General features: G+C 71.8%; 20 protein-coding genes and 4 pseudogenes. 18 read left to right on the top strand and 6 right to left on the bottom strand.

Annotated elements, in window-relative coordinates; genetic code table 11:
- Window positions 1-118 precede the first annotated feature (118 nt).
- Together ACIRVH_RS17030 and ACIRVH_RS17025 are read left to right on the top strand one after the other, a co-directional pair.
- Window positions 119-967 (top strand): sensor histidine kinase, encoded by an 849-nt coding sequence (locus ACIRVH_RS17030; protein WP_403953483.1) that lies wholly within the window; start codon window positions 119-121, stop codon window positions 965-967.
- Complete coding sequence (locus ACIRVH_RS17025; RefSeq protein ID WP_403953480.1) at window positions 964-1,647, top strand: response regulator; 684 nt, start codon at window positions 964-966, stop codon at window positions 1,645-1,647. Before ACIRVH_RS17030 ends, ACIRVH_RS17025 begins: the two co-directional genes overlap by 4 nt.
- 16 nt (window positions 1,648-1,663) lie before the next feature.
- Here the strand turns inward: ACIRVH_RS17025 and ACIRVH_RS17020 are convergent.
- Window positions 1,664-2,161 (bottom strand): annotated as a pseudogene (locus ACIRVH_RS17020) (LacI family DNA-binding transcriptional regulator); the annotation flags it as partial.
- Between ACIRVH_RS17020 and ACIRVH_RS17015 the strand changes: the two are divergent.
- The 14 genes and pseudogenes from ACIRVH_RS17015 to ACIRVH_RS16950 form a co-directional block, all read left to right on the top strand.
- Window positions 2,158-3,083: pseudogene (locus ACIRVH_RS17015) on the top strand (arabinogalactan endo-beta-1,4-galactanase); the annotation flags it as partial. The pseudogenes ACIRVH_RS17020 and ACIRVH_RS17015 overlap by 4 nt on opposite strands.
- Window positions 3,084-3,267: 184 nt before the next feature.
- The gene (locus ACIRVH_RS17010) at window positions 3,268-3,558 is read left to right on the top strand and encodes an ArsR family transcriptional regulator (RefSeq protein WP_403953478.1); all 291 of its coding nucleotides are present in this window, start codon (window positions 3,268-3,270) and stop codon (window positions 3,556-3,558) included.
- Between the two features lie 101 nt (window positions 3,559-3,659).
- Window positions 3,660-4,625 (top strand): SMP-30/gluconolactonase/LRE family protein, encoded by a 966-nt coding sequence (locus tag ACIRVH_RS17005; RefSeq protein ID WP_403953476.1) that lies wholly within the window; start codon window positions 3,660-3,662, stop codon window positions 4,623-4,625.
- Between the two features lie 216 nt (window positions 4,626-4,841).
- Window positions 4,842-5,303, top strand: coding sequence for a fluoride efflux transporter CrcB (crcB, locus tag ACIRVH_RS17000; RefSeq protein ID WP_403953474.1), 462 nt, complete (start codon window positions 4,842-4,844; stop codon window positions 5,301-5,303).
- Entirely contained in the window at window positions 5,300-5,680 is a 381-nt protein-coding gene (locus tag ACIRVH_RS16995) for a DUF190 domain-containing protein (RefSeq protein ID WP_403953471.1), read from the top strand. Before crcB (ACIRVH_RS17000) ends, ACIRVH_RS16995 begins: the two co-directional genes overlap by 4 nt.
- A complete protein-coding gene (crcB, locus tag ACIRVH_RS16990; RefSeq protein WP_403953469.1) occupies window positions 5,677-6,051 on the top strand; it encodes a fluoride efflux transporter CrcB in 375 nt (124 codons plus the stop codon). The genes ACIRVH_RS16995 and crcB (ACIRVH_RS16990) overlap by 4 nt, the downstream gene beginning before the upstream one ends.
- 76 nt (window positions 6,052-6,127) lie before the next feature.
- Window positions 6,128-6,964: an undecaprenyl-diphosphate phosphatase gene (locus ACIRVH_RS16985; RefSeq protein WP_403953466.1), complete on the top strand. Its 837-nt coding sequence runs from the start codon at window positions 6,128-6,130 to the stop codon at window positions 6,962-6,964.
- A gap of 170 nt (window positions 6,965-7,134) precedes the next feature.
- Complete coding sequence (locus tag ACIRVH_RS16980) at window positions 7,135-7,812, top strand: FadR/GntR family transcriptional regulator (RefSeq protein WP_403953946.1); 678 nt, start codon at window positions 7,135-7,137, stop codon at window positions 7,810-7,812.
- Complete coding sequence (locus tag ACIRVH_RS16975; protein WP_403953463.1) at window positions 7,809-9,251, top strand: amino acid permease; 1,443 nt, start codon at window positions 7,809-7,811, stop codon at window positions 9,249-9,251. The genes ACIRVH_RS16980 and ACIRVH_RS16975 overlap by 4 nt, the downstream gene beginning before the upstream one ends.
- Window positions 9,252-9,283: 32 nt before the next feature.
- Window positions 9,284-10,300, top strand: coding sequence for an asparaginase (locus ACIRVH_RS16970; RefSeq protein WP_403953460.1), 1,017 nt, complete (start codon window positions 9,284-9,286; stop codon window positions 10,298-10,300).
- A gap of 143 nt (window positions 10,301-10,443) precedes the next feature.
- On the top strand, window positions 10,444-11,853 hold the full coding sequence (aspA, locus tag ACIRVH_RS16965) for an aspartate ammonia-lyase (protein WP_403953459.1): 1,410 nt from the start codon (window positions 10,444-10,446) through the stop codon (window positions 11,851-11,853).
- Between the two features lie 59 nt (window positions 11,854-11,912).
- Window positions 11,913-12,842, top strand: a complete 930-nt coding sequence (locus tag ACIRVH_RS16960; protein ID WP_403953456.1) for a glutaminase — start codon at window positions 11,913-11,915, stop codon at window positions 12,840-12,842.
- A 131-nt stretch (window positions 12,843-12,973) separates the two neighbouring features.
- Window positions 12,974-14,368, top strand: a complete 1,395-nt coding sequence (gene mptB / locus ACIRVH_RS16955) for a polyprenol phosphomannose-dependent alpha 1,6 mannosyltransferase MptB (RefSeq protein ID WP_403953454.1) — start codon at window positions 12,974-12,976, stop codon at window positions 14,366-14,368.
- Entirely contained in the window at window positions 14,365-15,675 is a 1,311-nt protein-coding gene (locus tag ACIRVH_RS16950) for a glycosyltransferase family 87 protein (RefSeq protein WP_403953452.1), read from the top strand. Before mptB ends, ACIRVH_RS16950 begins: the two co-directional genes overlap by 4 nt.
- A 131-nt stretch (window positions 15,676-15,806) precedes the next feature.
- On the opposite strand, the pseudogene ACIRVH_RS16945 reads toward ACIRVH_RS16950, so the two are convergent.
- Window positions 15,807-16,640, bottom strand: a pseudogene (locus ACIRVH_RS16945) (D-alanyl-D-alanine carboxypeptidase family protein); the annotation flags it as partial.
- A 91-nt stretch (window positions 16,641-16,731) separates the two neighbouring features.
- Window positions 16,732-17,880, bottom strand: coding sequence for a transcription termination factor Rho (gene rho, locus ACIRVH_RS16940; RefSeq protein WP_403953449.1), 1,149 nt, complete (start codon window positions 17,878-17,880; stop codon window positions 16,732-16,734).
- Between the two features lie 434 nt (window positions 17,881-18,314).
- On the opposite strand from rho, the gene ACIRVH_RS16935 reads away from it, so the two are divergent.
- Window positions 18,315-19,199, top strand: a complete 885-nt coding sequence (locus tag ACIRVH_RS16935; protein WP_403953446.1) for a hypothetical protein — start codon at window positions 18,315-18,317, stop codon at window positions 19,197-19,199.
- A 41-nt stretch (window positions 19,200-19,240) separates the two neighbouring features.
- On the opposite strand, the gene ACIRVH_RS16930 is transcribed toward ACIRVH_RS16935, so the two are convergent.
- Window positions 19,241-19,639: a nuclear transport factor 2 family protein gene (locus ACIRVH_RS16930; protein ID WP_403953444.1), complete on the bottom strand. Its 399-nt coding sequence runs from the start codon at window positions 19,637-19,639 to the stop codon at window positions 19,241-19,243.
- 99 nt (window positions 19,640-19,738) lie between these two features.
- Here ACIRVH_RS16930 and ACIRVH_RS16925 point away from each other — a divergent pair, with 99 nt between their 5' ends.
- A complete protein-coding gene (locus tag ACIRVH_RS16925) occupies window positions 19,739-20,509 on the top strand; it encodes a class I SAM-dependent methyltransferase (RefSeq protein WP_403953441.1) in 771 nt (256 codons plus the stop codon).
- On the opposite strand, the gene ACIRVH_RS16920 is transcribed toward ACIRVH_RS16925, so the two are convergent.
- Together ACIRVH_RS16920 and snpA are read right to left on the bottom strand one after the other, a co-directional pair.
- A complete protein-coding gene (locus ACIRVH_RS16920; protein WP_403953438.1) occupies window positions 20,487-21,230 on the bottom strand; it encodes a GntR family transcriptional regulator in 744 nt (247 codons plus the stop codon). The two genes, ACIRVH_RS16925 and ACIRVH_RS16920, sit on opposite strands and share 23 nt — an antisense overlap.
- A gap of 465 nt (window positions 21,231-21,695) precedes the next feature.
- Window positions 21,696-22,352, bottom strand: a pseudogene (gene snpA, locus ACIRVH_RS16915) (snapalysin); the annotation flags it as partial.
- Window positions 22,353-22,865 lie beyond the last annotated feature (513 nt).

Genomic DNA, 22,865 nt, shown 5'->3' with positions numbered 1-22,865 from the left:
ACGGGGACCTGGGCATCCCTCCGCGGATGGCACCCGGCCGAGGGACTCATCCCAGGGATGCAGGGCGCTGCATCCACAGGTCGATGCGGATGTCGGTGCCGTCTGCGAGAGTTGGGCCATGGGGGAGTACGACGTGTCGGCGGCGGCGCTCGCGGTGGCATGCGCGGCCGTCGTGGTGCTGACGGCCGCGCTGGTGCGCACCCGGCGCCGGTGGCAGGCCGCGGTCGGGGAGCGGGGGTGGCTGCTGGAGCGGGAGCGGGAGAGCGCAGCCGAGGCCGCGATCGCGGCCGAACGCGACCGGATCGCCCGCGAGTTGCACGACATCGTCAGCCACAACGTCAGCCTCATGGTCGTCCAGGCGAGCGCCGCCCGCGAGGTGCTCGGCACCATGCCCGACGAGGCCGCGACCGCCCTGCGCGCCGTCGAGGACGCCGGGCGGGGCGCGATGACCGACCTCAGACACCTGCTGGGACTGCTGGCGCCCGCGCAGAACGGCGAGGACACCGACCCGGGCCCGGCCCGCGCCGACGACCCCGGCACGCCTCTCGCGCCGCAGCCCGGCCTCGACCGGCTCGGGCACCTGGTGGACCGGATATCGTTCGCCGGCCTCCCGGTCGAGGTCCGTATCTCGGGCGAGCCGTGCCCGCTGCCCCAGGGAGTCGACGTGACCGCCTATCGCATCATCCAGGAGGCTCTGACCAATGCGCTCCGGCACGGCGACGGCGGCAAGGCGGAGGTGACCGTGCGCTACGCCGACCACGCCCTGCGCGTCGAGGTGCTCAACACCGGACCCAGTGTGCTGACCGGCACCGCACCGGCCGCACCGAGGCCGCACGGCGCGGGCACCGGGCGCGGTCTGCTCGGACTGCGCGAGCGGGTCGCCGTCTACGGCGGGGACCTGGACGCCCGGCGCCGACTCGGCGGGGGCTACCGAGTCCGCGCCCGCATACCCCTGGACCGCCCGTGACCGGGCAGGCGCCCGAGCGGGCGCCGCGCGTCCTGATCGCCGACGACCAGACGCTCATCCGGACCGGTTTCCGGCTGATCCTCACCGCCCGGGGCATCGACGTGGTCGGCGAGGCCGCCGACGGCATCGAGGCGGTAGCCGCCGCCCGTGAACTCTCCCCGGACGTCGTACTCATGGACATCCGGATGCCGACCATGGACGGTCTGGAGGCCACCCGGCGCATCCTGGAGCAGACCCCGGACTGCCGGGTGCTGATGCTGACCACCTTCGACCTGGACCGGTACGTGTACACGGCCCTGTCGTTCGGGGCCAGCGGCTTCCTGCTGAAGGACGTCACGCCGGAACACCTGGCAGCGGCCGTACGGCTCGTCGGCACCGGCGACGCCCTGCTGGCGCCGCAGATCACCCGGCGCCTGGTGGAGCGGTACGCGGCCGAGGCCGAGCGGACGGCCCAGGCCGTCCCCGCCGACCTGGCCGCCCTCACACCCCGCGAGCGGGAGGTGCTGACCCTGATGGGACGTGGTCTGTCCAACACCGAACTGGCCGCCGAGCTGACCCTCAGCGAGGCCACGGTCAAGTCCCACGTGGCCCGGATCTTCGCCAAGCTGGGGCTGCGCGACCGCGCCCAGGCGGTGGTCCTCGCCTATGAGACGGGGCTGGTCAGGCGGGGCGAACGCTGACCGGCCCGGGGCGTCCTCAGGTCGACTCGCGGCGCACCAGTTCCGTCGGGAGGATCACCGCGGCCGGGTCCTCACCGCCGATCTGGGCGAGCAGCACCCGCACCATCTCGGAGCTGATCCGGTCCCACGGCTGGCGGATGGTGGTGAGCGCCGGGGTGACGGCGGTCGCCGCGGGGGAGTCGTCGAAACCGCCGACAGCGATGTCCTGCGGCACCCGCTTGCCCGCCCGCTGCAGCACTGCCAGCACGCCCTGCGCCATCAGGTCGGAGGCCACGAACACGGCGTCCAGGTCCGGGGCCTGCGCGAGCAGCCGCTCCGCGCCCGCCTCACCACTGGCCCGGCTGTAGTCGCCGGAGACGATCAGCCGGTCGTCCACCTCGACGCCCGCCTCGGCGAGCACCTCCTTGTACCCGGCGAGCCGTTCCACCCCGCCCGGGGTGTCCAGCGGGCCGGTGACCACACCGATCCGGCGCCGGCCCAGCGACAGCAGGTGCCGCACCATGTCCCGGGCGCCACGTCACGCCGATCAATGTGACCAACAACCAGTGCACCATCAGCATCAACAGTGACGCGAACGCGGGCAACTGGATCAATGTCGACGACCTGACCTTCACGTCCGGCACCACGCGTACGTCCATCCACGGCGCCGACATCTCCTCCCTCGCCAAGAGCGAGGCCAAGGGCGGGGTGTACAGGACCAGTTCCGGCACCACCGGCGACGCCGTCACCGTCCTGAAGAACGCCGGCATGAACTACGCGCGGCTGAAGGTCTGGGTGAACCCGGCCGACGGCTTCAACGACAAGGCCCACGTCCCGGCCATGGCCAAGCGCGTCAAGGCGGCCGGCATGAAGCTGCTGGTCGACTTCCACTACTCGGACACCTGGGCCGACCCGGGCGCCCAGACCAAGCCGGGCGCCTGGGCGGGCCACGCGTACAGCCAACTCGAGACGGACGTCTACAACCACACCTACGACGTGCTGAACGCGTTGAAGGCCCAGGGCACCACCGCCGACATGGTCCAGGTGGGCAACGAGATCAACGGCGGCATGCTGTGGTCCGAGGGATCGACGGACAACTGGAGCCGGCTCGCCGGGTTGCTCAACTCGGGCTACGACGCCGTCAAGGCGGTCAACTCGTCCACGGTCGTGGCGCTGCACCTGGCCAAGGGCGGTGACAAGGCCGCGAGCTGGTCTCCGGCTACCCCGCGAGCGTGGCCGGCCAGACCAAGTGGTTGAACGACGTGGCGAGCATCGTGGAGGCCGTCCCGAACGGCCGCGGCCTCGGCGTCTTCTACTGGGAGGCGACCTGGACCGCGGTCACCGGCAACGGCTGGGACCCGACGGACGCCACCTCCGGCAACGGCTGGGAGAACCAGGCCCTGTTCGGTTACGACGACAAGGCGCTGTCCTCCATGTCGTGGTTCAGTCACCGCTGAACCACGCCTGACGGGGGCCCGGTCGTAAGGGGACGGCCGGGCCCCTCCCCGCTTCCGTGAACGGGACCGGCGGGAACGTCCGTTCGATACCGGACAAGGGCTCCGGAGTCCCGTACGGGACGGCTTCGACTGCGCGACAGTGGGAACACGGCGCACGAGGAGGCCGGGAACGGAGGCACGAGGGATGTTGAGGAACCCCACGGGCGGCATACGGCAGGACATCCTGGACTGGCTCAAGGACCCGGCCGCCCACTTCCCGTCGGGACGCCACCACGGCGACCTCGCCGAGACCGGAGTCACCGCGCGGGCGGTGGCCGCCAAGCTCGGTGTCTCCCGCCGGACCGCCGCCGCCCACCTCGATCTCCTCAGCCGCCTCGGCCTGCTCCGCACCCGCCGGATCCGCTGCCGCACCCACTACCGACGCGACGAGATCCGCATCGCCGAGGTGGCCAGGTTGTTCGAGAAGGGCTGGTGACCCGGGGGACGTCGCCGGCGGCGGCGATTTCGCCGACATCCCCCGGGACACGGCAGACGCTGGGACGATGGAGCACCGTCGACCTCGAAGGACAGGCGCCCATGACCCCTCCCACTCCTCTGGTCGTCCACCGGTACGTCGCCGTCGGCGGCGAGGGCCCCGAGGACGTCGTCGCCGACTCCCGCGGCCGGGTGCTCACCGGCGTGGCGGACGGCCGGATCCTGCGGATCGACGGCATCGCGGACCCGTCGGCCACCCGCGTCGAGGTGCTCGCCGAGACCGGAGGACGGCCGCTGGGCCTCGAACTCCTCCCGGACGGCGCCCTCTTGGTGTGCGACGCCGACCGCGGACTGCTGCGCGTGGGTCTGGACGGCGGTGGCGTCCAGGTGCTCGCCGAGGCGGTCGCGGGGGAGCGGCTGCGGTTCTGCAGCAACGCCGTCGCCCTGTCCGACGGCAGCGTGTACTTCACCGTCTCCAGCCGCCGCTACCCGCTGGAGCAGTGGATCGGTGACGTGGTCGAACACACCGGAACCGGCCGCCTGTTGCGCCTCGCGCCGGGCAGCGAACGGCCCGAAGTGCTGCTGGACGGGCTCCAGTTCGCCAACGGGCTGGTACCCGCCGCCGACGAGTCCTTCCTGGTCGTCGCCGAGACCAGCGCGTACCGGCTGACCCGCTACTGGCTGACCGGGCCCAAGTCCGGTGGGCGCGAACCCTTCGCCGACGACCTGCCCGGCATGCCCGACAACCTCTGGCGCGCGGGCAGGTCAGGACCGATCCGGGTGGCCCTGGCCGGCCCGCGCGTCCCCCCGCTCGACCTGCTGCACCGCGGCCCCGCGGCCCTGCGCCGGGCCGCCGCCCGCGTCGCCGTCCGGGCGCCCTACCGGCCCGCCGGCACCCTCGGCGTCCTCGCCGTCGACGACGACGGCCGCGTCCTGGAGCACCTCACCCGTCGCCGCTCCGGCTACCGGATGGCCACCAGCGTCTGCGAGGCCTCCGGTCACCTGGTCCTGGGCAGCGTGTGGGAGCGGGGCATCGCGGTCTGCGCCCTGCCCGAGCCCGCACGCTGACCCACTCCCAGGTGCTCGGGGGGCCGCTCGCCTCGGCCGCGTGTGCGGTCGGGGCGTCGCCGGCGTTACCCTGGTGCGCGGCCGCGATCAACCTGCGCGGCGCGGCGGTGGGGCCCGCCGTATCCGAACCGCGGCGATGGCGCCGCCAACGGTCCCTACTTGCGACGGCATGGCGCCCGTATGCCCCGGGCCCCGGCGAGTAGGAGAAGCAAGAGCATGACAGCCCCGGAAACCGAGAGCCTGCAGGCCCGCCCCGCACCCGCGCGGCGGTCGGAGTGGCGTACCCAGGCCCCCGTCGTCGCCGTGGTCGCGGTGGGCGGCGCCCTCGGTGCGACGGCCCGCTACGCGCTGGCCCTGGCCTGGCCCACGCCCTTGGGCGGATTCCCCTGGGCGACCTTCTGGACCAACGTCGTCGGGTGTGCCGTGATCGGCGTGTTCATGGTGCTGATCACCGACGTGTGGGCCGCCCACCGCCTCGTACGCCCCTTCTTCGGCACCGGCGTGCTCGGCGGCTTCACCACCTTCTCGACCTACGCCGTCGAGATCCGCAGGCTGGTCGACACCGGCCACCCCCGCACGGGGCTGGCCTATCTCGCCGCGACCCTGTTCGCGGCCCTCGCGGCGGTGTGGCTGGCCTCGGTCGCCGCCCGCCTGGTGCTCACCCGGAGGCAGCGATGACCTCACTCACCGGCCGGGCCGTGCGGCTGACCGTCTACATCGGCGAGGACGACACCTGGCACCACAAGCCCCTCTACTCCGAGATCGTGCACCGAGCCCACGCCGCCGGGCTGGCCGGGGCCAGCGTCTTCCGGGGGATCGAGGGATTCGGCGCCTCCTCCCGCATCCACACCACCCGGCTGCTGTCGCTGAGCGAGGACCTGCCCGTGGCGATCGTCGTGGTGGACACCGAGGAACGGGTCCGGGCCTTCCTGCCGCAGCTGGACGAGCTGGTCGGCGAAGGCCTCGTGACGCTGGAGGAGTGCCAGGTCATCCGGTACGTGGGGCGTGCGCCCGGCCCGGACGGGACGGAACCGAAGGGTAAGAAGTCGTTGTGAACTGGCTGCTGGTCGTCCTGGGGGCCGTGGTCGGCGCACCCCTGCGCTATCTCACCGACCGGGCCGTCCAGGCCAGGCACGACTCGCTCTTCCCCTGGGGCACCTTCGTGGTGAACGTCACCGGCTGCCTGATCCTGGGCCTGCTCACCGGCGCCGTGTCCGCCGGAGCCGCAGGTCCGCACCTACAGCTGCTGATCGGCACCGGGCTGTGCGGGGCGCTGACGACGTACTCGACCTTCTCCTACGAGACCCTGCGGCTGACCGAGGCCGGTGCGGGGCTCTACGCTGCCGCCAACGCCGTCGCCAGCGTGGTGGTGGGGCTCGCAGCGGCCTTCGCGGGCGTGTCCCTTGCCGGGGCCCTGTGGGGCTAGGCGCTCGGCCTACGGCCGGGCATAGTGAGTACTGTCTACAGCACTGTCGACCAATCTTCCTCAGAACTGGATCCGCATGAGCGCCATTTCCGTCGGTCAGGCCGTCGTCCTCGGAGTCGTCGAGGGGGTGACCGAGTTCCTCCCCGTGTCCTCCACCGGCCACCTCAAGATCGCCGAGGGGCTCATGGACATCCCGGTCGACGACAAGTCCGTCGTCGGTTTCTCCGCCGTCATCCAGGTCGGCGCCATCGCCGCCGTGCTCGTGTACTTCTTCAAGGACATCAAGCGGATCGTCTCCGCCTGGTTCCGCGGCCTGACCAAGCCCGAGGAGCGTTACCACCACGACTACAAGTTCGCCTGGTGGGTGATCGCCGCGACCGTCCCGATCGTCGTGGTGGGCCTGGCCGCCAAGCCGCTGATCGAGGGCCCGCTCGCCTCGCTCTGGGTGGTCGCCGGCTCCCTGATCGTCGGCTCCGCCGTGATGTGGGCCGCGGACCAGATGGGCCGCCACAAGCGCGGTGAGGACGACACCTCGTTCAAGGACGCGATGCTGGTCGGCGGCTCCCAGATCCTCGCCCTGCTCTTCCCCGGCTTCTCCCGTTCCGGCGCCACCATGTCCACCGCGCTCATCCTCGACCTGGACCGCGTCGCCGCCACCCGTCTCTCCTTCTTCCTGGGCATCCCGGCCCTGACCGGCGCCGGCATCTACGAGCTCAAGGACGCCCTCGGCGCGGGCGTCGGCGCCGCCCCGCTGGCCGTCGGCACGATCGTGTCCTTCGTGGTCGCCTACGCCTCCATCGCCTGGCTGCTGAAGTTCGTCGCCAAGCACTCCTTCAACGCCTTCGTGATCTACCGGCTCGTGATCGGCTTCGGCCTCCTCGGCCTGCTCGCCACCGGCACGCTCAGCAGCTGAGCGACCCTCGAACCGCCCACGGGGCGCGGATGCCTGCATTCAGGCGCCGCGCCCCGTGAATGTTTTCTTACGCGACGCCTTGACAGTTCCCTCCAGCAACCCGCAGGATCGCTCCCGTGAACCTGTCAGACAGCCAGACAGGTGGCCCGGTCCCGCGGCGCGTGAGCGCCATGGAAGCCGTTCTCGGCCACCTCCGCGGCGCCATCGAACGCGGCGACTACGGCATCGGAGACAAACTCCCCTCCGAGGCCGAGCTGTGCCGCACCCTCGAGGTGTCCCGGCCCGTGCTCCGCGAGGCGCTGCGCGCCCTGCAGACGATGGGCCTGACGGTCTCCCGGACCGGCAAGGGCACCTTCGTCGTCGCGAACGCCGTCGAGGACCCCACCTTCGGCGACTACGCCGCCAGCGACCTGCTCGAGGTGCGCCGCCACATCGAGATCCCGGTCGCCGGGTACGCGGCCCTGCGCCGCACCCCGGAGAACCTGGACCACATGGCCCACCTCCTCGACCGCATGGAGCGGGAGACGGACACCACCGCGTGGGTCGCGATGGACAGCCTCTTCCACCTCGCCGTGGCCGAGGCCGCCCAGAACCCGGTCTTCCGCCGGGTCATCGAGGAGATCCGTGACGCACTGGCGCGTCAGTCGGCCTTCCTCAACGAGCTGGGCGGGCGCCGCGAGCAGTCCAACCGCGAGCACCGGGCGATCGTCGAGGCGCTGATCGACGGTTCCGAGCACGACGCCGTCGAGGCCATGAGTCATCACCTCGACCGCGTCGAGACGACCCTCACCGACATCGTGCGCCCCGGGCGCACGGACCTCCCCACGGAAGGCGGACCCGAGGCGTGAGCGAGCAGCACCTCAAAGACGAGACGCGCCCCTCGTCCACCCACGTCGACGCCGGAGACGCGGGCTACAGCAAGAGCCTGAAGCACCGGCACGTCAACATGATCGCGATCGGCGGTGCCATCGGTACCGGCCTCTTCCTCGGCGCGGGCGGCCGGCTCGCCGACGCCGGCCCCTCCCTGTTCGTCGCGTACGCCGTCTGCGGCGTCTTCGCCTTCCTCGTCGTGCGCGCGCTCGGCGAACTCGTGCTCTACCGCCCGTCATCCGGCGCCTTCGTGTCGTACGCGCGGGAGTTCCTGGGCGAGAAGGGCGCCTACACCGCGGGCTGGATGTACTTCCTCAACTGGGCGACCACCGGCATCGCCGACATCACGGCGGTGGCCACCTACACCCACTACTGGGGCATGTTCTCCGACATCCCGCAGTGGGTGATCGCGCTGATAGCCCTGGCCGTGGTCCTCACGGTGAACCTGATCTCGGTGAAGATCTTCGGCGAACTGGAGTTCTGGTTCGCGATCGTGAAGGTCAGCGCGCTGGTGGTCTTCATGTGCATCGGCATCTTCCTGCTGGTCACCCAGCACCCCGTGGACGGCGGCACTCCCGGCCCGTCCCTGATCACCGACAACGGCGGCATCTTCCCGAACGGCCTGCTGCCCATGCTGCTGATCATCCAGGGCGTCGTCTTCGCCTACGCCTCCGTCGAGCTGGTCGGCGTCGCCGCCGGTGAGACCGAGAACCCCGAGAAGATCATGCCCAAGGCGATCAACTCGATCATGTGGCGCGTGGGCCTGTTCTACGTCGGCTCCGTCGTCCTGCTCTCGATGCTCCTGCCCTGGAACAAGTACACCGCCGGCGAGAGCCCCTTCGTCACGGTCCTGTCCCACATCGGTATCCCCGCGGCGGGCGGCGTGATGAACCTGGTCGTGCTCACCGCGGCCATGTCCTCGCTCAACTCCGGCCTCTACTCCACCGGCCGCATCCTGCGCTCCATGGCGGTCAGCGGCTCGGCCCCGAAGTTCACCGCGAAGATGAGCCGCACCCAGGTCCCGTACGGCGGCATCCTGCTCACCAGCGGTATCTGCGTCCTCGGCGTCGGCCTGAACTTCGTCGTCCCGGCGGACGCCTTCGAGATCGTCCTGAACTTCGCGGCGATCGGCATCCTCGCCACCTGGGGCATGATCATGCTCTGTCACCTGCTCTTCTGGCAGAAGACCCAGAAGGGCGAACTGGCCCGGCCCTCCTACCGGCTGCCGGGTTCCCCCTGGACCGAACTGGTGACGCTGGCGTTCCTCGCCTCCGTCCTGGTCCTCATGTACGCCGACGGCGGCGCCGGACGCACCACCGTGCTGTGCCTGCCGCTGATCGTCGCAGCGCTGGTCGCGGGCTGGTACGCCATCCGCAGGCGCATATCGCGCAAGTCCACTACCCGAGCCGATGCGTGACCCGCACGGCGCTCCCTGACAAGCAGGCAGTGATGTACAGCAGTTCCCCCGCGGACCCACCCCTCGTCCGCGAGCCCCTCCACGCCCCCGTCGCCCACCTCATCCGCGGCGGGGTCGTCGAGGGCATCCACTACGGTTCCGTCGTCGTCCTCGGAGCCGACGGCCAAGTCCAGTTCCAGCTCGGCGACATCGAGGCCGCGTTCTACCCGCGCTCGGCCCTCAAGCCCGTCCAGGCCGTGGCGATGCTGCGGGCCGGGCTGCCGCTCGACGGCGACCTGCTCTCGCTGGCCGCCGCGAGCCACTCCGGCGAGGAGCGCCACCTCGCCGGCACCCGGCGGATCCTCGAACTCGCCGGTCTCGCCGAGGACGACCTGCGCAACGTGCCCGACATGCCGTTCGACCCGGCCGTGCGGGACGCCTGGGTCCGCGAGGGCCGGCTGCCCTCGCGCCTCGCCCAGAACTGCTCCGGCAAGCACGCGGCGATGCTGTGGACCGCCAAGCTCAACGGCTGGTCCCTGGACGACTATCTGGACCCGGCCCACCCCCTGCAGCAGGCCATCGCCGAGATCGTCGAGGACCTGACCGGGCAGCGGGTGGCCCGGGTGACGGTGGACGGCTGCGGCGCGCCGCTGTTCTCCGTCTCCCTGCACGGCCTGGCCCGCGCCGTCGCCCGCATCACCACCGCCGCTCCGGGCACGCCCGAGGCCCGCGTCGCCGACGCGATGCGTGAGCACGCGGAGATGGCCTCCGGCTCCGGCCGGGACGTCTTCGCGCTGATGCGGGCCGTGCCGGGGCTGCTCGCCAAGGACGGCTTCGAGGGCGTCCAGGTGGCCGCGCTGCCCGACGGCCGTGCGATCGCCGTCAAGATCGCCGACGGGGCGAACCGGGCGCGGATTCCGGTCGCGGCGGCGGCGCTCGCTCGCGCGGGCGTGGACCCCGAGCTGCTGACCGAGTTCGCCGGAGAGGCGCTGCTGGGTGGCGGGGAGCCGGTGGGCTGCGTACGGCCGGTGCGTGCGCTGGACCCGGTGCCGTTCACTGCTTGCGCGTAGGGCTCCGCTGGTCAGGCCGTCTTGATCTGCGAGCCGGTTGTGGCCGGTCGCGCCCGCGCGGCGGTAGCCGCATGACAACAACGCCCCGCGTCCCTTTCAGGGGCGCCATCACCTCTGTACCTCAGAAAGAGGACCGCACTCTCATGACCGCGCCCACCCGAAGCGAACACGATCTGCTCGGCGACCGCGACGTACCCGCCGACGCGTACTGGGGGGTTCACACCCTGCGCGCGACGGAGAACTTCCCCATCACCGGCACCCCGATCTCCGCCTACCCGCACCTGATCGACGCCCTCGCCGCCGTCAAGGAGGCCGCCGCCCTCGCCAACGAGGAGCTGGGTCTGCTGGCGCCCGAGAAGGCCGCCGCGATCGTCGCCGCCTGCCGGGAGATCCGTGACGGCAAGCTGCACGACCAGTTCGTCGTGGACGTCATCCAGGGCGGCGCGGGCACGTCCACCAACATGAACGCCAACGAGGTCGTGGCGAACCGCGCGCTGGAGCTGCTCGGGCACGCGAAGGGGCAGTACGCGTACCTGCACCCCAACGAGGACGTCAACCTCGGGCAGTCCACGAACGACGTCTACCCGACCGCCGTCAAGATCGGGACGGTGTTCGCGGTCCGCGGCCTGCTCAAGGCGATGGCCGTGCTCCAGGACTCCTTCGCCCGCAAGGCGGTCGAGTTCCGTGACGTGCTCAAGATGGGCCGTACGCAGTTGCAGGACGCGGTGCCGATGACGCTCGGCCAGGAGTTCTCCGCGTTCGCCGTCATGATCGAGGAGGACCGGAGCCGTCTTGCCGAGGCCGTCGAGCTGATCCACGAGATCAACCTGGGCGCCACGGCCATCGGGACCGGCCTCAACGCTCCCGCCGGATACGCCGAGGCCGCCCGCCGGCACCTCGCCGCCATCACCGGGCTGCCCCTGGTCACCGCGGCCAACCTGGTCGAGGCGACCCAGGACTGCGGCGCCTTCGTCCAGATGTCCGGCGTGCTCAAGCGGATCGCGGTCAAGCTCTCCAAGAGCTGCAACGACCTGCGCCTGCTGTCCTCCGGTCCGCGCGCGGGCCTCGGCGAGATCAACCTGCCGCCCGTGCAGGCCGGTTCGTCGATCATGCCGGGCAAGGTCAACCCGGTGATCCCCGAGGTCGTCAACCAGGTCGCCTTCGAGGTGATCGGCAACGACGTCGCCATCACCATGGCGGCCGAGGCCGGACAGCTCCAGCTCAACGCCTTCGAGCCGATCATCCTGCACTCCCTGTCGGAGAGCATCACGCACCTGCGGCGCGCCTGCCTCACCCTGGCCGAGCGCTGTGTGGACGGCATCACCGCCAACACGGAGGTGCTGCGCGCGACGGTCGAGAACTCCATCGGCCTGGTCACCGCGCTCAACCCGCACATCGGGTACACGGCCGCCACCGACATCGCCAAGGAAGCCCTCGCCACCGGTCGGGGCGTGGCCGAACTCGTGCTGGAGAAGGGCCTGTTGCCGGCCGAGCAGCTGGCCGACCTGCTGCGCCCCGAGATCGTCGCGGGCAGCGGGGCACCTGCCGCCTGACCTGCGGATACGTTCCTGCGACTACGCACCTGGACCGGCCGGGAGGCACAATAGTGATCATGACAACGACGTCGTCCCTCACCTTCCTGCCGGTCCTGGAGCGCATCGCCGAGGAGATAGGGCGCACGCCCGGCCGTGGGCGTCCCGCCGACTACATCCCGGCCCTCGCGGCCCGCGATCCGCGCAGCTTCGGCATGGCGGTCGCCGAGCTGGACGGCACGGTGTACGGGGTGGGGGAGTGGCGGCAGCCGTTCTCCACGCAGTCCATCACCAAGGTCTTCACGCTCGCCCTGGAGCTGGCCCGCGAGGGCGACGAGCTCTGGGAGCACGTGGGCCGCGAGCCCTCCGGCAACCCGTTCAACTCCCTGGTGCAGCTGGAGTACGAGAACGGCATCCCGCGGAATCCTTTCATCAACGCGGGCGCGCTCGTCGTCACCGACCGCCTCCAGACCCGTACCGGAGACGCGGCCGACACCCTGCTCGCCTTCCTGCGTGCCGAGAGCGGCAACCCGGACCTGGACTTCGACCGGCAGATCGCCGCCTCCGAGACCGCGCACGGCGACCGCAACGCGGCGCTGGCGCACTTCATGAAGTCGTACGGCAACATCGAGAACGCCGTGCCGACCCTGCTCTTCGAGTACTTCCGCCAGTGCTCGATCGCCGCCTCCTGCGCCGACCTGGCCCTCGCCACCACCTTCCTGGCCCGCCACGGCATCTGCGCCGACGGCAGCCGACTGCTCACCCGCAGCCAGGCCAAGCAGATCAACGCGATCATGCTGACCTGCGGGACGTACGACGCGGCCGGTGACTTCGCCTACCGCGTCGGCCTGCCCGGCAAGAGCGGTGTCGGCGGCGGCATCATCGCGGTCGTCCCGGGCCGCTGCACCCTGTGTGTGTGGAGCCCCGGGCTGGACGAGCGCGGCAACTCGGTGGCGGGGGTGGCGGCCCTGGACCGGTTCACGACGCTGACCGGACTGTCCGTGTTCTGAGTGTTCGCCCGGCACCTGCGCACCGTACTGAACAGCACTTCTCACGCGCCGGTCATGTGCAGGCCGCCCGTTGGTGAGTGGAGTGTCTCCTTCCGGCCACCCCGCGTTGACACGCTGAACCAGTGTTGGCCATGGCTTTCCCCGTCGATCTCCGCCGCTGCCAGGTGCTGGGCCTGGCCGGTACCGCCTTTCTCGCGTTGGGCGGTGAGACGGCCGGTGCCCTGCCCGTCGAGGACCTCCTCGCCCCGGCGTCCGCGCGAGCCGCGCTCGGGCTGGTCGGGGTCTACTTCGGTGTCGTCCTGCTGATAGCGGCCTGGGTGCTCCTCGGCCGCCTGGTGCGCGGTCCGCAACCACCCACCCAGCGCTCCCTGCTGGTGGTCCTGGCCGTCTGGGCGGCCCCGCTGCTGCTCGCGCCCCCGCTGTTCAGCAGGGACGTCTACAGCTACCTCGCCCAGGGCGCCATGGTCGACGCCCACATGGACGTGTACGCCCAGGGCCCCGCCCAGCTCGGCGGACCGCTGGCCGACGAGGTGGCCCCGGTGTGGCAGCACACGGCCGCCCCGTACGGCCCCGCCTTCCTGTGGCTGGCCTCGGCGCTGTCCGGGCTGACCCGCGGCGAACTGCCCGCGGGCCTGATCGGCATGCGTCTGGTCGCCGTGCTCGGGGTGGCCCTCATGGCGGCGGCCCTGCCCCGCCTGGCCCGGCACAGCGGTGCCGACCCGGCCGCCGCGCTGTGGCTCGGCGCCCTCAACCCGCTGGTCCTGCTGCACCTGGTCGCGGGCGCCCACAACGACGCGCTCATGCTCGGGCTGCTGGGGCTCGGCCTGGTCGCCGCCCGCGGCCGGTGGCCCGTCCTCGGGGCGGTGCTCGTCACGCTGGCCGCCCTGGTGAAGGCACCCGCCGCGCTGGGCCTCCTCGCGGTGGTGGTCCTGCAGATCCGCACCCGGCGTACCCCGCTGTGGGCCACCCTGACGACGGCGGCCGCCGCGGCGGCGACCACGGTCATCGCGACCGCCGTGGCCGGCACCGGGTACGGCTGGATCCGCGCCCTGGACACACCCGTCTCCCCGCACAACTGGGCGCTCACCAGCCTGCTGGGCCGCGCCACCGGAGCCCTGCTCGACCGCCTCGGCAGCGACCTGGCCCCGCTCGCCGTACCGGTCTGGCACCTGCTGGGCCTCGCGGCCACCGCCGCGGCCATCGTGCTGATATGGCTGAGGCTGCGCCTGCGACCGGTGTACGCCCTCGGCCTGAGCCTGCTCGCCGTGGCCGTCTTCGGCCCGGCGATCCGCCCCTGGTACGTGCTGTGGGGCCTGTTCCTCATCGCGGCCGCCGCACCCAGCACCTCGGTACGGCACCGGGTGGCCGCCCTCGCCGGTGTCCTGGCCCTCGCCGTGCTGCCCAGCGGCGGCCCGGCGGACATCGGCCAGCTGGTCCTCGCCGTCTCGGGCGGGCTGCTCGGCGTGGTCGTCCTGTGGCAGGCCCACCAGGCGGCCCAGGCCCCGGCGACGGGACGCACGGCATGACGGCGCCGACGCTGCCACGCACGGACCGGGGCCGCGCGCTGCTCGTGCTGGCCCTGGCCACCGCGGTGACCGTGTTCACGGCGACCGTGCCGCTGCTGCGGGACTTCTTCGACCTGCGTGTCTACTACGGCGCGGTGCACACCTGGGTGCACCACGGCGGCCGGATCTACGACTACCGGGTGCCGGGGACGACGTACGGCTTCACGTATCCGCCGTTCGCCGCGCTCACGATGCTGCCGCTCGCCCCGATGGGCCGACACACCGCGATCGTGGCCTCCCTGCTGGTGAACCTGGCCGCGCTGGCGGTGGTCCTGCGCATCCTGGCCGGGCCCGGCTGGCGACGGCACGGCTGGTTCCGCTGGTCGCTGGCGCTGTGTGTGCTCGCGCTGTTCGAGCCGCTGCGGGACACCTTCAGCTTCGGCCAGGTGAACCTGGTCCTGCTGGCCCTGGTCCTCGGCGACGCCTGGCTGTTGACGACCGGCCGGGACCGCTGGGCGGGCGTCGGGGTCGGGCTCGCGGCAGCCGTGAAGCTCACGCCCGCCCTGTTCATCGGGCTGCTCCTGCTCGCCCGGCGCTGGCGTGCGGCAGGAGTGGCCACGGCCGTGGCCCTGGCAGCGACCGGTCTTGCCGCCTGGGCGGACCCGCGTGCGTCCCGCTTCTACTGGACCGAGGCGCTCTGGGACACCAACCGGGTCGGCCGCCTCGACTACGTCTCCAACCAGTCGCTGCAGGGCGTCCTGGCCCGGCTCGGCGATCCGGACCGATCGCTGTGGTCCGCGGTGGTCCTGCTGGTGCTGTGCGTGTGGGCGTGGCGGGCGAGCCGGGCGGTGGCGGCCGGCGACTGGACGGCAGCCTTCGCCCTCACCGGTGCCACGGCCTGCCTGGTCAGCCCGATCACCTGGGTGCACCACCTGGTGTGGCTCCTGCCGTCCTTCGCGGTGCTGGCGCGCGCCGGGCACCGGCGGCTGGCGGGCACCCTGTACGGGGTGCTGTGCACCAGCGTGGTGTGGCTCTGGTTCGAGGACTCCTCCGGCATCGACGGGTTCCTCGGCAGCAACATCTACACCTGGATCACGCTGGGCCTGCTGCTGGGCCTGCCGACCGGTCAGTCGCGTTCGGCCCGCCCGCCCTTGGACCGCAGCCCCAGCCACACCGCACCCGCGCCGAGCCCGGCGAGGCCCGCGACGGCGGCGGGCGACCAGTCCTCCTCGTCGTCCGGCCTTGGGGACGTCGCGGCCGCGACCGTGGTCGATGCCGGTCCCGATCCGACGCGCAGCCCGTCCAGCGAGCCGACCGGATCGACCTGACCGGCCGCTGTGAAACCCCAGTCGAGCAGGGCGCGGGCCTCCTCGTACACGGCGAGCCCACCGCCCTCCTGAGGGTTCATCACCGTCACCACGAGGGTGCGCCCGCCCCGTCGGGCCGCGGCGACGAGGGTGTTGCCCGCGTTGCTGGTGTAGCCGTTCTTGACGCCGATCAGACCCGGGTACCGTGCCACGCCGTCCTCGCCGGTCAGCAGGCGGTTGGTGTTCTCGATCGCATAGGGGGTCCCGTCGCCGGGGAACTGGGCCTCGGCGGTGGAGCAGTAACGGGCGAAGTCGGGGTTGCGCAGCCCCTCCCGGCCGAAGACCGCGAGGTCGAACGCCGAGGACACCTGGCCGGGGGTGTCGTAGCCGTCGGGGGAGACGACATGGGTGTCCAGGGCGCCGAGGGTGCGGGCCCTGGCCTGCATCCGGGTGGCCGTGGCGTGCCAGCCGCCGCCCAGGGCGGCCAGTACGTGCACGGCGTCGTTGCCCGAGCTGAGGAAGACCCCGCGCCACAGGTCGGACACCCGGTAGCTGTGTCCCTCCTCGACGCCCACGAGGCTGCTGCCCTCGCCGACGTCCGCCAGCTCCTCGTACCGGACGGTGTGCTGCATGGTGGCGGGCAGTCGCGGCAGCACGGTGAGCGCGAACAGCGTCTTCAGAGTGCTGGCGGGCGGCAGCCTGCGGTGCGCGTCGCCCCCGGCCAGCACCTCGCCGGTGCCGCCGTCGGCGACCAGCCAGGACAGCGCGGAGACGTCCGGCAGCTCGGGCGCGCCGCGGTGCGGTCTGACCTGGGTGCCGGAGCGGTACAGCAGGGACGGCTTCGGCACCGCCGCTCGCGGCGCGGGCGGTGCGGGATCCCCCGCGCGGTGTGCGGTGGCGGCGGCGGCCGGCGCGAGGGCCAGCACGCCCGCGACGCACAGGGCGCAGGCCGACGACACCGCCCGACAAGAGAATCCGGTGATCATATGATCAACGTAGGAAGTGGAGGGGCGTCGAGCGCGCTGCCGGGGCCGGACGGGCCATCGGAGCACCCGGATGCCGCATTCCGGGACGGCCTCAGGCCGTGGGCAGGGTCGGCTGGACGCGGCGCAGGAACGTGGCGTTGTCGGGGGTGTCCCGCAGCCGCTCCAGCAGGGTCTCCAGGTTGGCCGGTCCGCCCTCCCGGGAGCGCAGGGCCCGGCGCAGGCCCCGAGTGGCCGTCAACTCGGCCGGGGTGAGCAGGAGTTCCTCGCGGCGGGTGCCCGTGGGGTCGATGTCCACGGCCGGGAAGAGGCGGCGGGCGGCGAGTTCCCGGTCCAGCCGCAGCTCCATGTTGCCCGTGCTCTTCAGCTCCTCGAAGAAGTAGCCGTCGGCACGGGATCCGGTGTCCACCAGGACGGTGGCGAGGATGGTGAGCGAGCCACCCTCCTCGGCCTGGCGGGCGGCGCCGAAGAACCGCTTGGGACCGAGCAGGGCGCCCGCGTCGACACCGCCGCTCAGGGTGCGTCCGCCGGCGGCGGAGGCGTTGTTGTGGGCCCGGCACAGCCGGGTCAGGGAGTCGAGCAGGACGACGACGTCCTCGCCGTCCTCGACGAGCCGCTTGGCCCGCTCGACGACCAGTTCCGCGAGGGCGATGTGCTCCTTGGCCGCCCGGTCGAACGTGGAGGCGTAGACCTCGCCGCGCACCGAGCGGCGCATCTCGGTGACCTCCTCGGGACGCTCGTCCAGCAGGACGACCATCAGGCGGCACTCGGGGTGGTTGCCGGCGACGGCGGCGGCGAACTGCTGGAGCAGCACGGTCTTGCCGGTCTTCGGCGGCGCCACGATCAGCCCGCGCTGGCCCTTGCCGACCGGTGCGAACAAGTCGGTGACCCGTCCGGCGAGACCGGCCGCCGGGTGTTCCAGGCGGATGCGCTCGTGCGGGTGGAGCGGGGTGAGGTCCCGGAAGTGGCGGCGGCCCCGGAGTTCGCCCGGGTCGCGGCCGTTGACGTGCGTGATCTCGGTGAGTGCGCGCTGTGCCCCGCGGACGCCCTCGACGAGGTCGCCCTTGCGCAGGCCGTGCCTGCGCACCAGCGCGGCGGGGACCTGCGGATCGGCGGGGGAGGACAGGCAGTTCACGGCCCGCAGATGCCCCTTCCCGTGCGCGTCGATGTCGAGGACACCGGTGACGGTCCGGGCGGCAGGGGCCTGCTGCATTGCGTGAGGGGGTTCGAGTGTGGTGGTCATGGGTGGTCCTTTCACGGACGGAAGACATGAGGAAGGGGGGAGGAAGCCGCGGGACGGGAGGGCGTACGTGCCTCCGGGCGGCGGAAACGACACCTCGGTCCGAGGTGGTGCTGAGAAGCTGACGCGCCTGCGCCGGAAACGGCGGACGGATCAGCGCGGAGAGGAAAACTGGCACCGGCGCCCACAAGGGGGCGTACACAGGTGCTGATTGCACGGTACCACTCGATGGCGCGGTACGGCTGCGATCCGTCCAACACGTCGACGGCGCGGGCTATTCCCGCCACTCCGGCCTACTCGGCAACGGCGGCCGCGCACTTCCCGTGTGCCTGAGCGGCTCAGCCGTATACCAGCGGAACCCACACCAGATGTCCTCACACCGTAACGATCCCGGACGTCAGAGGACTTGACCGCCAACCCTGCACTATCGTCACGACATGTCCACGCCACCGCAGCCCCCGCCGCCGGCCGGCCAGCCCGCGCCGCAGCCCGGACAGCCCGCTCCGCAGTCGGCGGTCCCGCCGCAGCCGACGGCCTACCCCTACCCGAACCCGCAGTCTCCCGCGTCGGGGAGCTTCTACGCGCAGCCCACGCTGGTCGGACAGCCGGCCCCGCCCCAGGCGGGGGTGCCGGGGAACCCCTACGGGCAGCCGCCCCAGTACGGCCCGGTGCCCGCCCCGCCGTCCGGTGGCGGCGGTGGTGCCGGGCGTGCCGTGCTGTGGCTCGCCGTCGGCGCGGCCGTCGCCTCCGCCGCGTGGGCGGCCGGTGTGTTCCTGCTCGGCGGCATGGGCGACAGCGCGGACCTGCGCGGCTACTCGGCGCCCTCCAACATGTGCTCGGGCGCGGACTACTCGTCCTTCAAGGACGAGTACCCCCAGAACGACTCCTCGTCGACGCACAACTCCCTCAAGAACAAGGCGCTGGACGAGAGTTACTGCAGTCTGAGCCTGAAGAAGACCGGCTCCAGCTATGCGGACGCCTACCTCTCCATGCAGGTGGACCTGCACCGGAAGACCGACCCCGGGCCGGAGTTCACCGCCACCTGGAAGAACTACGGCGACAGCCACACGGGTTACGACGTCAGCCCGGTCAAGGGCATCGGCGACGAGGCCTACCTGGTCAGCCAGGACACTACCAGCGGCTCCACCAGCGGATCCCGCTACGCCACCCTCGCCGTGCGCGACGGCTGGGTGACGTACACGATGAGCTACAGCGCCTACCTCAGCTCGTACAACCAGGACAAGAACCCGCCCGCGCTCACCGACGTGACCGACTGGCTGAAGACGGACACCAAGGCAACGCTGGAGCAACTGAAGGGCTGATCCTCGGGTCGCCTGAACCGTCGGGGGCGCAGCCGCACTGCTCAGGCGGACCGCGCCTCCGCCTCCTTCACGATCTGGTCGAACCGCGCGCCCATGGCCTCGGCGAGGGCCTGGGCGCCCGACAGCGGGCGGACCATGACCATGAAGTCGTCGATCAGTCCGTCCTCGTTCACGTGCAGGAAGTCGCAGCCGGTCAGCTCCCGGTCGCCCACCCGGGCCGTGAAGACCAGGGCGTGGTCGGAGGCGTCCGGGGCGCCGATCTCACGGACGTACCGGAAGTCCTCGAACACCTGGAAGACCCCGCGCAGGATCGCCGTGGTGATGGCCTTGCCCGGGTACGGCTTGAAGACGGCCGGGCTGGTGAAGACGACGTCGTCGGCCAGCAGCGCCTCGACGGCCGCCAGATCTCCTGCCTCGACCGCCTCACGGAACGCGCGCATCGGATCACCTCGAATAGTCAATTAGATGAATAGCTGCGGATGAGAGTAGTCAGCTGCGGGATACGTGTCCACAGTCGTGTGAGCGCCTAGGCTGACGGGATGTTCAGCCCCGAAGGCCCCACGCTCCGCGAGCTAGCCGTCCAGGCGCTGTCGTCCGTCGAGCGCGGCTACGACCTGCTGGCCCCGAAGTTCGACCACACCCCCTTCCGGACACCCGACGCGGTGCTGGACTCGGTGGCGAAGGCGCTCGGGCCGCTCGGCCCGTTCGAGGACGGCCTCGACCTGTGCTGCGGCACCGGCGCCGGGACGGACGTCCTGACCGGGCTGTGCCGGCGCAGCGTCACCGGCGTCGACTTCAGCGCCGGCATGCTCGACGTCGCCCGGCGCCGGGCCGCGAGCGCGAGGCTCTCGGCCGGGGACGAGGGGCCGGGCGTCGACTGGGTGCGCGCCGACGCCCGGGCCCTGCCGTTCACCGCCGCCTTCGACCTCGTGGTCAGCTTCGGGGCGTTCGGCCACTTTCTGCCCCGGGAACTGCCCGGCCTCTTCACCCAGGTCCACTCGGTGCTGCGGCCGGGCGGCCGGTTCGCCTTCCCGGTCCTCGCCCCGCCCCGCCCGTCGAGCCCCGCGTTCTGGATGCTGTACGGCTTCGACGCGGTGATGCGGGTGCGCAACGCCCTGTGGCGACCGCCCTTCGTCATGTACTACCGGGCCTTCCGACTCGGCGACGTCCTCGGGCAGTTGACGCGCGCGGGCTTCACGGTCGACCTGCAGGCGCTGCCCGAGTTCGGGCGGCGCGGCGACGGCAGCCCCCGCGTCCGGCTGGTGTCGGCGCACAGGGCCGACGGCGCTACCCTGCCGCCGGCAGCGTGAACTCGTAGACCAGCGCGTCCTGTTCGGCGTTCACCACCAGATCGGTGATCTCCAGCGGGCGCGCGTACTGGTCGTGCACCCACCGGGTCACCCGGACCGAGGCGGCGTCGCCGACCTGGGTGATGGAGTCCCGGTGGTGCAGGGTCAGACCGGCCTTGCGCATCCAGTCGTAGGCCCGGCGCAGCTGCGCGGGAGTGGCCCCGTCGGCCCGGTCGCGGTAGCGGCCCAGCTCCGCGACCTCGGCCAGTGCCACGGCCGAGAACGACGTCACCGCCGTACGCAGTGACCGGCCGTCGGGCGTGGCCGACCGGTAGCGGTGCATCAGCGTCGGCCGCTGCGGGCCCAGGCCCAGCGCCTCGGCGTGCTTCGGCGGTGGCGGCTCCCAGGTCACCGTCGCCCGGTCGACCGCGCCCAGGTCCGCCGGGCGGGCGCCGACCGGGAAGGTGAGCGAGACCGGGTCCTCGACCGGGCGGCCGGGCAGCGTGGCATGGCTGCCCCGCCGGTCGGTGGCGACCAGACCGCCGCGGCGCAGCACCTCCAGCGCCTGCCGGACGGTCTCCCGGCTGACCCCGTAGCGCTGGGCCAGATGCCGCTCGCCGGGCAGCCGCTCACCGGGCGGAACGGTGCCGTCGTGCAGCTCGTCGAGGAGCAGCGACGCGATCTGCCAGTACAGCGGTCTGGCGTCGGTCTGCGGGGGGTCGTGTGGGGTGGTGCGGGCCATGCCGCGCCTCCTGTTGGTGACAAGACGTAGCCGAACGGGTTCATTGCGCGACCAGATCTAGCATTGGTCTAAACCACGAGGGAAGGGTGTCTTGCCGGTTAGGCCGAAACCCACCCGCGTGATCCCGGTGTCATGGGGATCACGGCGAGTGGCGACTGGCCGAAAAGGGGCGAGGGGGCGGAGGTCGGAGGAGGAGCAGCCGGCCTGCCGGCTCCTGGCGACCCTCGGCGGTGTGCCGTCGGCCTGAGCACGCCGGCGGAGCTGCCTGGTCAGGCCGTGCGCACTGCTGGGTGATCTGCTGTTGCCGTGGGATCAGCCAATACGGATCACGACGGTTCCGGGTGCCGGCGCGATGACCGCGGGTGTGCTGGGGGCCTGGGCATCGCCCCCGACCGGTGCCCCGCCCCCACCGGCGACACCCCCTGTGAGCGGGCCGGCTGTTTCGGGCGATCGTGCCGCGCCCGGGGCCTGCGCGAGTCCGTTGGCCCACAGCTGGTCGACACGCGAGCGCTCGGTGACGTTCGGGTAGCGATTGGTGCAGGACGGGCCGGCGGTGCCGCCCGACATCAGCTCACTGCACGGCCCGCCGTAGTCGTCCGGCAGGCCCAGCACGTGCCCGGTCTCGTGGGTGACGACGCGGACCGAGTCGTACTGCTGGTTCTGGGTGTAGTCGAGGAAGACGTAGCCGCTTCCGTGGCCGTTGGTGGAGGTGTAGGACCCGCGCGGGTCGTTGCCCTCGCGGTAGGAGAAGTCGGCACTACCGCTCGACGCCTCCTGGAGCTTGACGTTGGACTCGGAGCTGTTCCAGATCGAGGCCGCGCTCGCTATCTGCGAACGGTAGCTCGGTGCCTGGGAGGCGTTGTAGTAGACGGTCACCGCCTGAGCGTTCGGCTGGTCGGCACGCTTCTCGGCGACGGACTTGAGCACGGCCTCGAAGAACGCCTTGTTGTTCGCGGCCTCCTCGACCGACCCGGTGTACTGCGCCACGGAGGTACCGGTGGCACCGGACGGGGTGTCGGCCGCCTGGGCGCCGGCCGGCACCGCCACGGCCAGCGCGCCGGAGGCCAGACCCAGGCCGAGAGCGAGGGCGAGGAGTCTCGCGGACGTTCGGGACGACTTCATGTGGGGGGCTCCTACTCACTCGGTGACGCCGAGCGCCCGGTGCGCCGTCGACTCTGTGTGAACACCGGTTCCGAACTGCGGCGACGTCCTGTGGGTCGTCATTCTTAGAACGGCTCGACAGGGAGCGCAAAGGGTCCTCGCCACTATGTCGCCTCGTAGGTCCCGGGATCTCGCCAGGGCGGTGCACGGGGCTCCGGTCCGCACATGACGGGCAGGAGGGGAAGCTGTCGCGGCGTCAGAAGCCTTGCATCACCGGGCGACGGGCGTGTGGGCCGGCCGGGGGAATCCCAGGACCGCGCGGCGGGATCCATATCCCGGCCAAGACGGACAAATCCTTGGATGTCTTCCATTTCGCGTCTACTAAGCATGCCGGTTGGTTGGCGGGGCGCTGTGACCGACGTCATAGAACATGAGCTTCTGTTTCTTTTGCGCCCCACCGGCCCCAGGGCGCCCCCCCGGGGGGAGTCACCCTCGGTGCTGGGCGGCGTCCCTCACCGCTGAGCCGGGTGCGAT

The organism is Streptomyces sp. NPDC101165 (assembly GCF_044768135.1).
GTDB lineage: Bacteria > Actinomycetota > Actinomycetes > Streptomycetales > Streptomycetaceae > Streptomyces.
Note: the sequence above shows the minus strand (reverse complement) of the source record. Positions and strands in the feature narration are given on the sequence as shown.

Bases quoted from the DNA above. Each gene is read 5' to 3' on its own strand.
- ACIRVH_RS17030 (WP_403953483.1), top strand. From the start codon at position 119: ATGGGGGAGTACGACGTGTCGGCGGCGGCGCTCGCGGTGGCATGCGCG.
- ACIRVH_RS17010 (WP_403953478.1), top strand. From the start codon at position 3,268: ATGTTGAGGAACCCCACGGGCGGCATACGGCAGGACATCCTGGACTGG.
- ACIRVH_RS17005 (WP_403953476.1), top strand. From the start codon at position 3,660: ATGACCCCTCCCACTCCTCTGGTCGTCCACCGGTACGTCGCCGTCGGC.
- crcB (WP_403953474.1), top strand. From the start codon at position 4,842: ATGACAGCCCCGGAAACCGAGAGCCTGCAGGCCCGCCCCGCACCCGCG.
- ACIRVH_RS16995 (WP_403953471.1), top strand. From the start codon at position 5,300: ATGACCTCACTCACCGGCCGGGCCGTGCGGCTGACCGTCTACATCGGC.
- ACIRVH_RS16985 (WP_403953466.1), top strand. From the start codon at position 6,128: ATGAGCGCCATTTCCGTCGGTCAGGCCGTCGTCCTCGGAGTCGTCGAG.
- ACIRVH_RS16980 (WP_403953946.1), top strand. From the start codon at position 7,135: ATGGAAGCCGTTCTCGGCCACCTCCGCGGCGCCATCGAACGCGGCGAC.
- ACIRVH_RS16970 (WP_403953460.1), top strand. From the start codon at position 9,284: ATGTACAGCAGTTCCCCCGCGGACCCACCCCTCGTCCGCGAGCCCCTC.
- aspA (WP_403953459.1), top strand. From the start codon at position 10,444: ATGACCGCGCCCACCCGAAGCGAACACGATCTGCTCGGCGACCGCGAC.
- ACIRVH_RS16960 (WP_403953456.1), top strand. From the start codon at position 11,913: ATGACAACGACGTCGTCCCTCACCTTCCTGCCGGTCCTGGAGCGCATC.
- mptB (WP_403953454.1), top strand. From the start codon at position 12,974: ATGGCTTTCCCCGTCGATCTCCGCCGCTGCCAGGTGCTGGGCCTGGCC.
- ACIRVH_RS16950 (WP_403953452.1), top strand. From the start codon at position 14,365: ATGACGGCGCCGACGCTGCCACGCACGGACCGGGGCCGCGCGCTGCTC.
- rho (WP_403953449.1), bottom strand. From the start codon at position 17,880: ATGACCACCACACTCGAACCCCCTCACGCAATGCAGCAGGCCCCTGCC.
- ACIRVH_RS16935 (WP_403953446.1), top strand. From the start codon at position 18,315: ATGTCCACGCCACCGCAGCCCCCGCCGCCGGCCGGCCAGCCCGCGCCG.
- ACIRVH_RS16930 (WP_403953444.1), bottom strand. From the start codon at position 19,639: ATGCGCGCGTTCCGTGAGGCGGTCGAGGCAGGAGATCTGGCGGCCGTC.
- ACIRVH_RS16925 (WP_403953441.1), top strand. From the start codon at position 19,739: ATGTTCAGCCCCGAAGGCCCCACGCTCCGCGAGCTAGCCGTCCAGGCG.
- ACIRVH_RS16920 (WP_403953438.1), bottom strand. From the start codon at position 21,230: ATGGCCCGCACCACCCCACACGACCCCCCGCAGACCGACGCCAGACCG.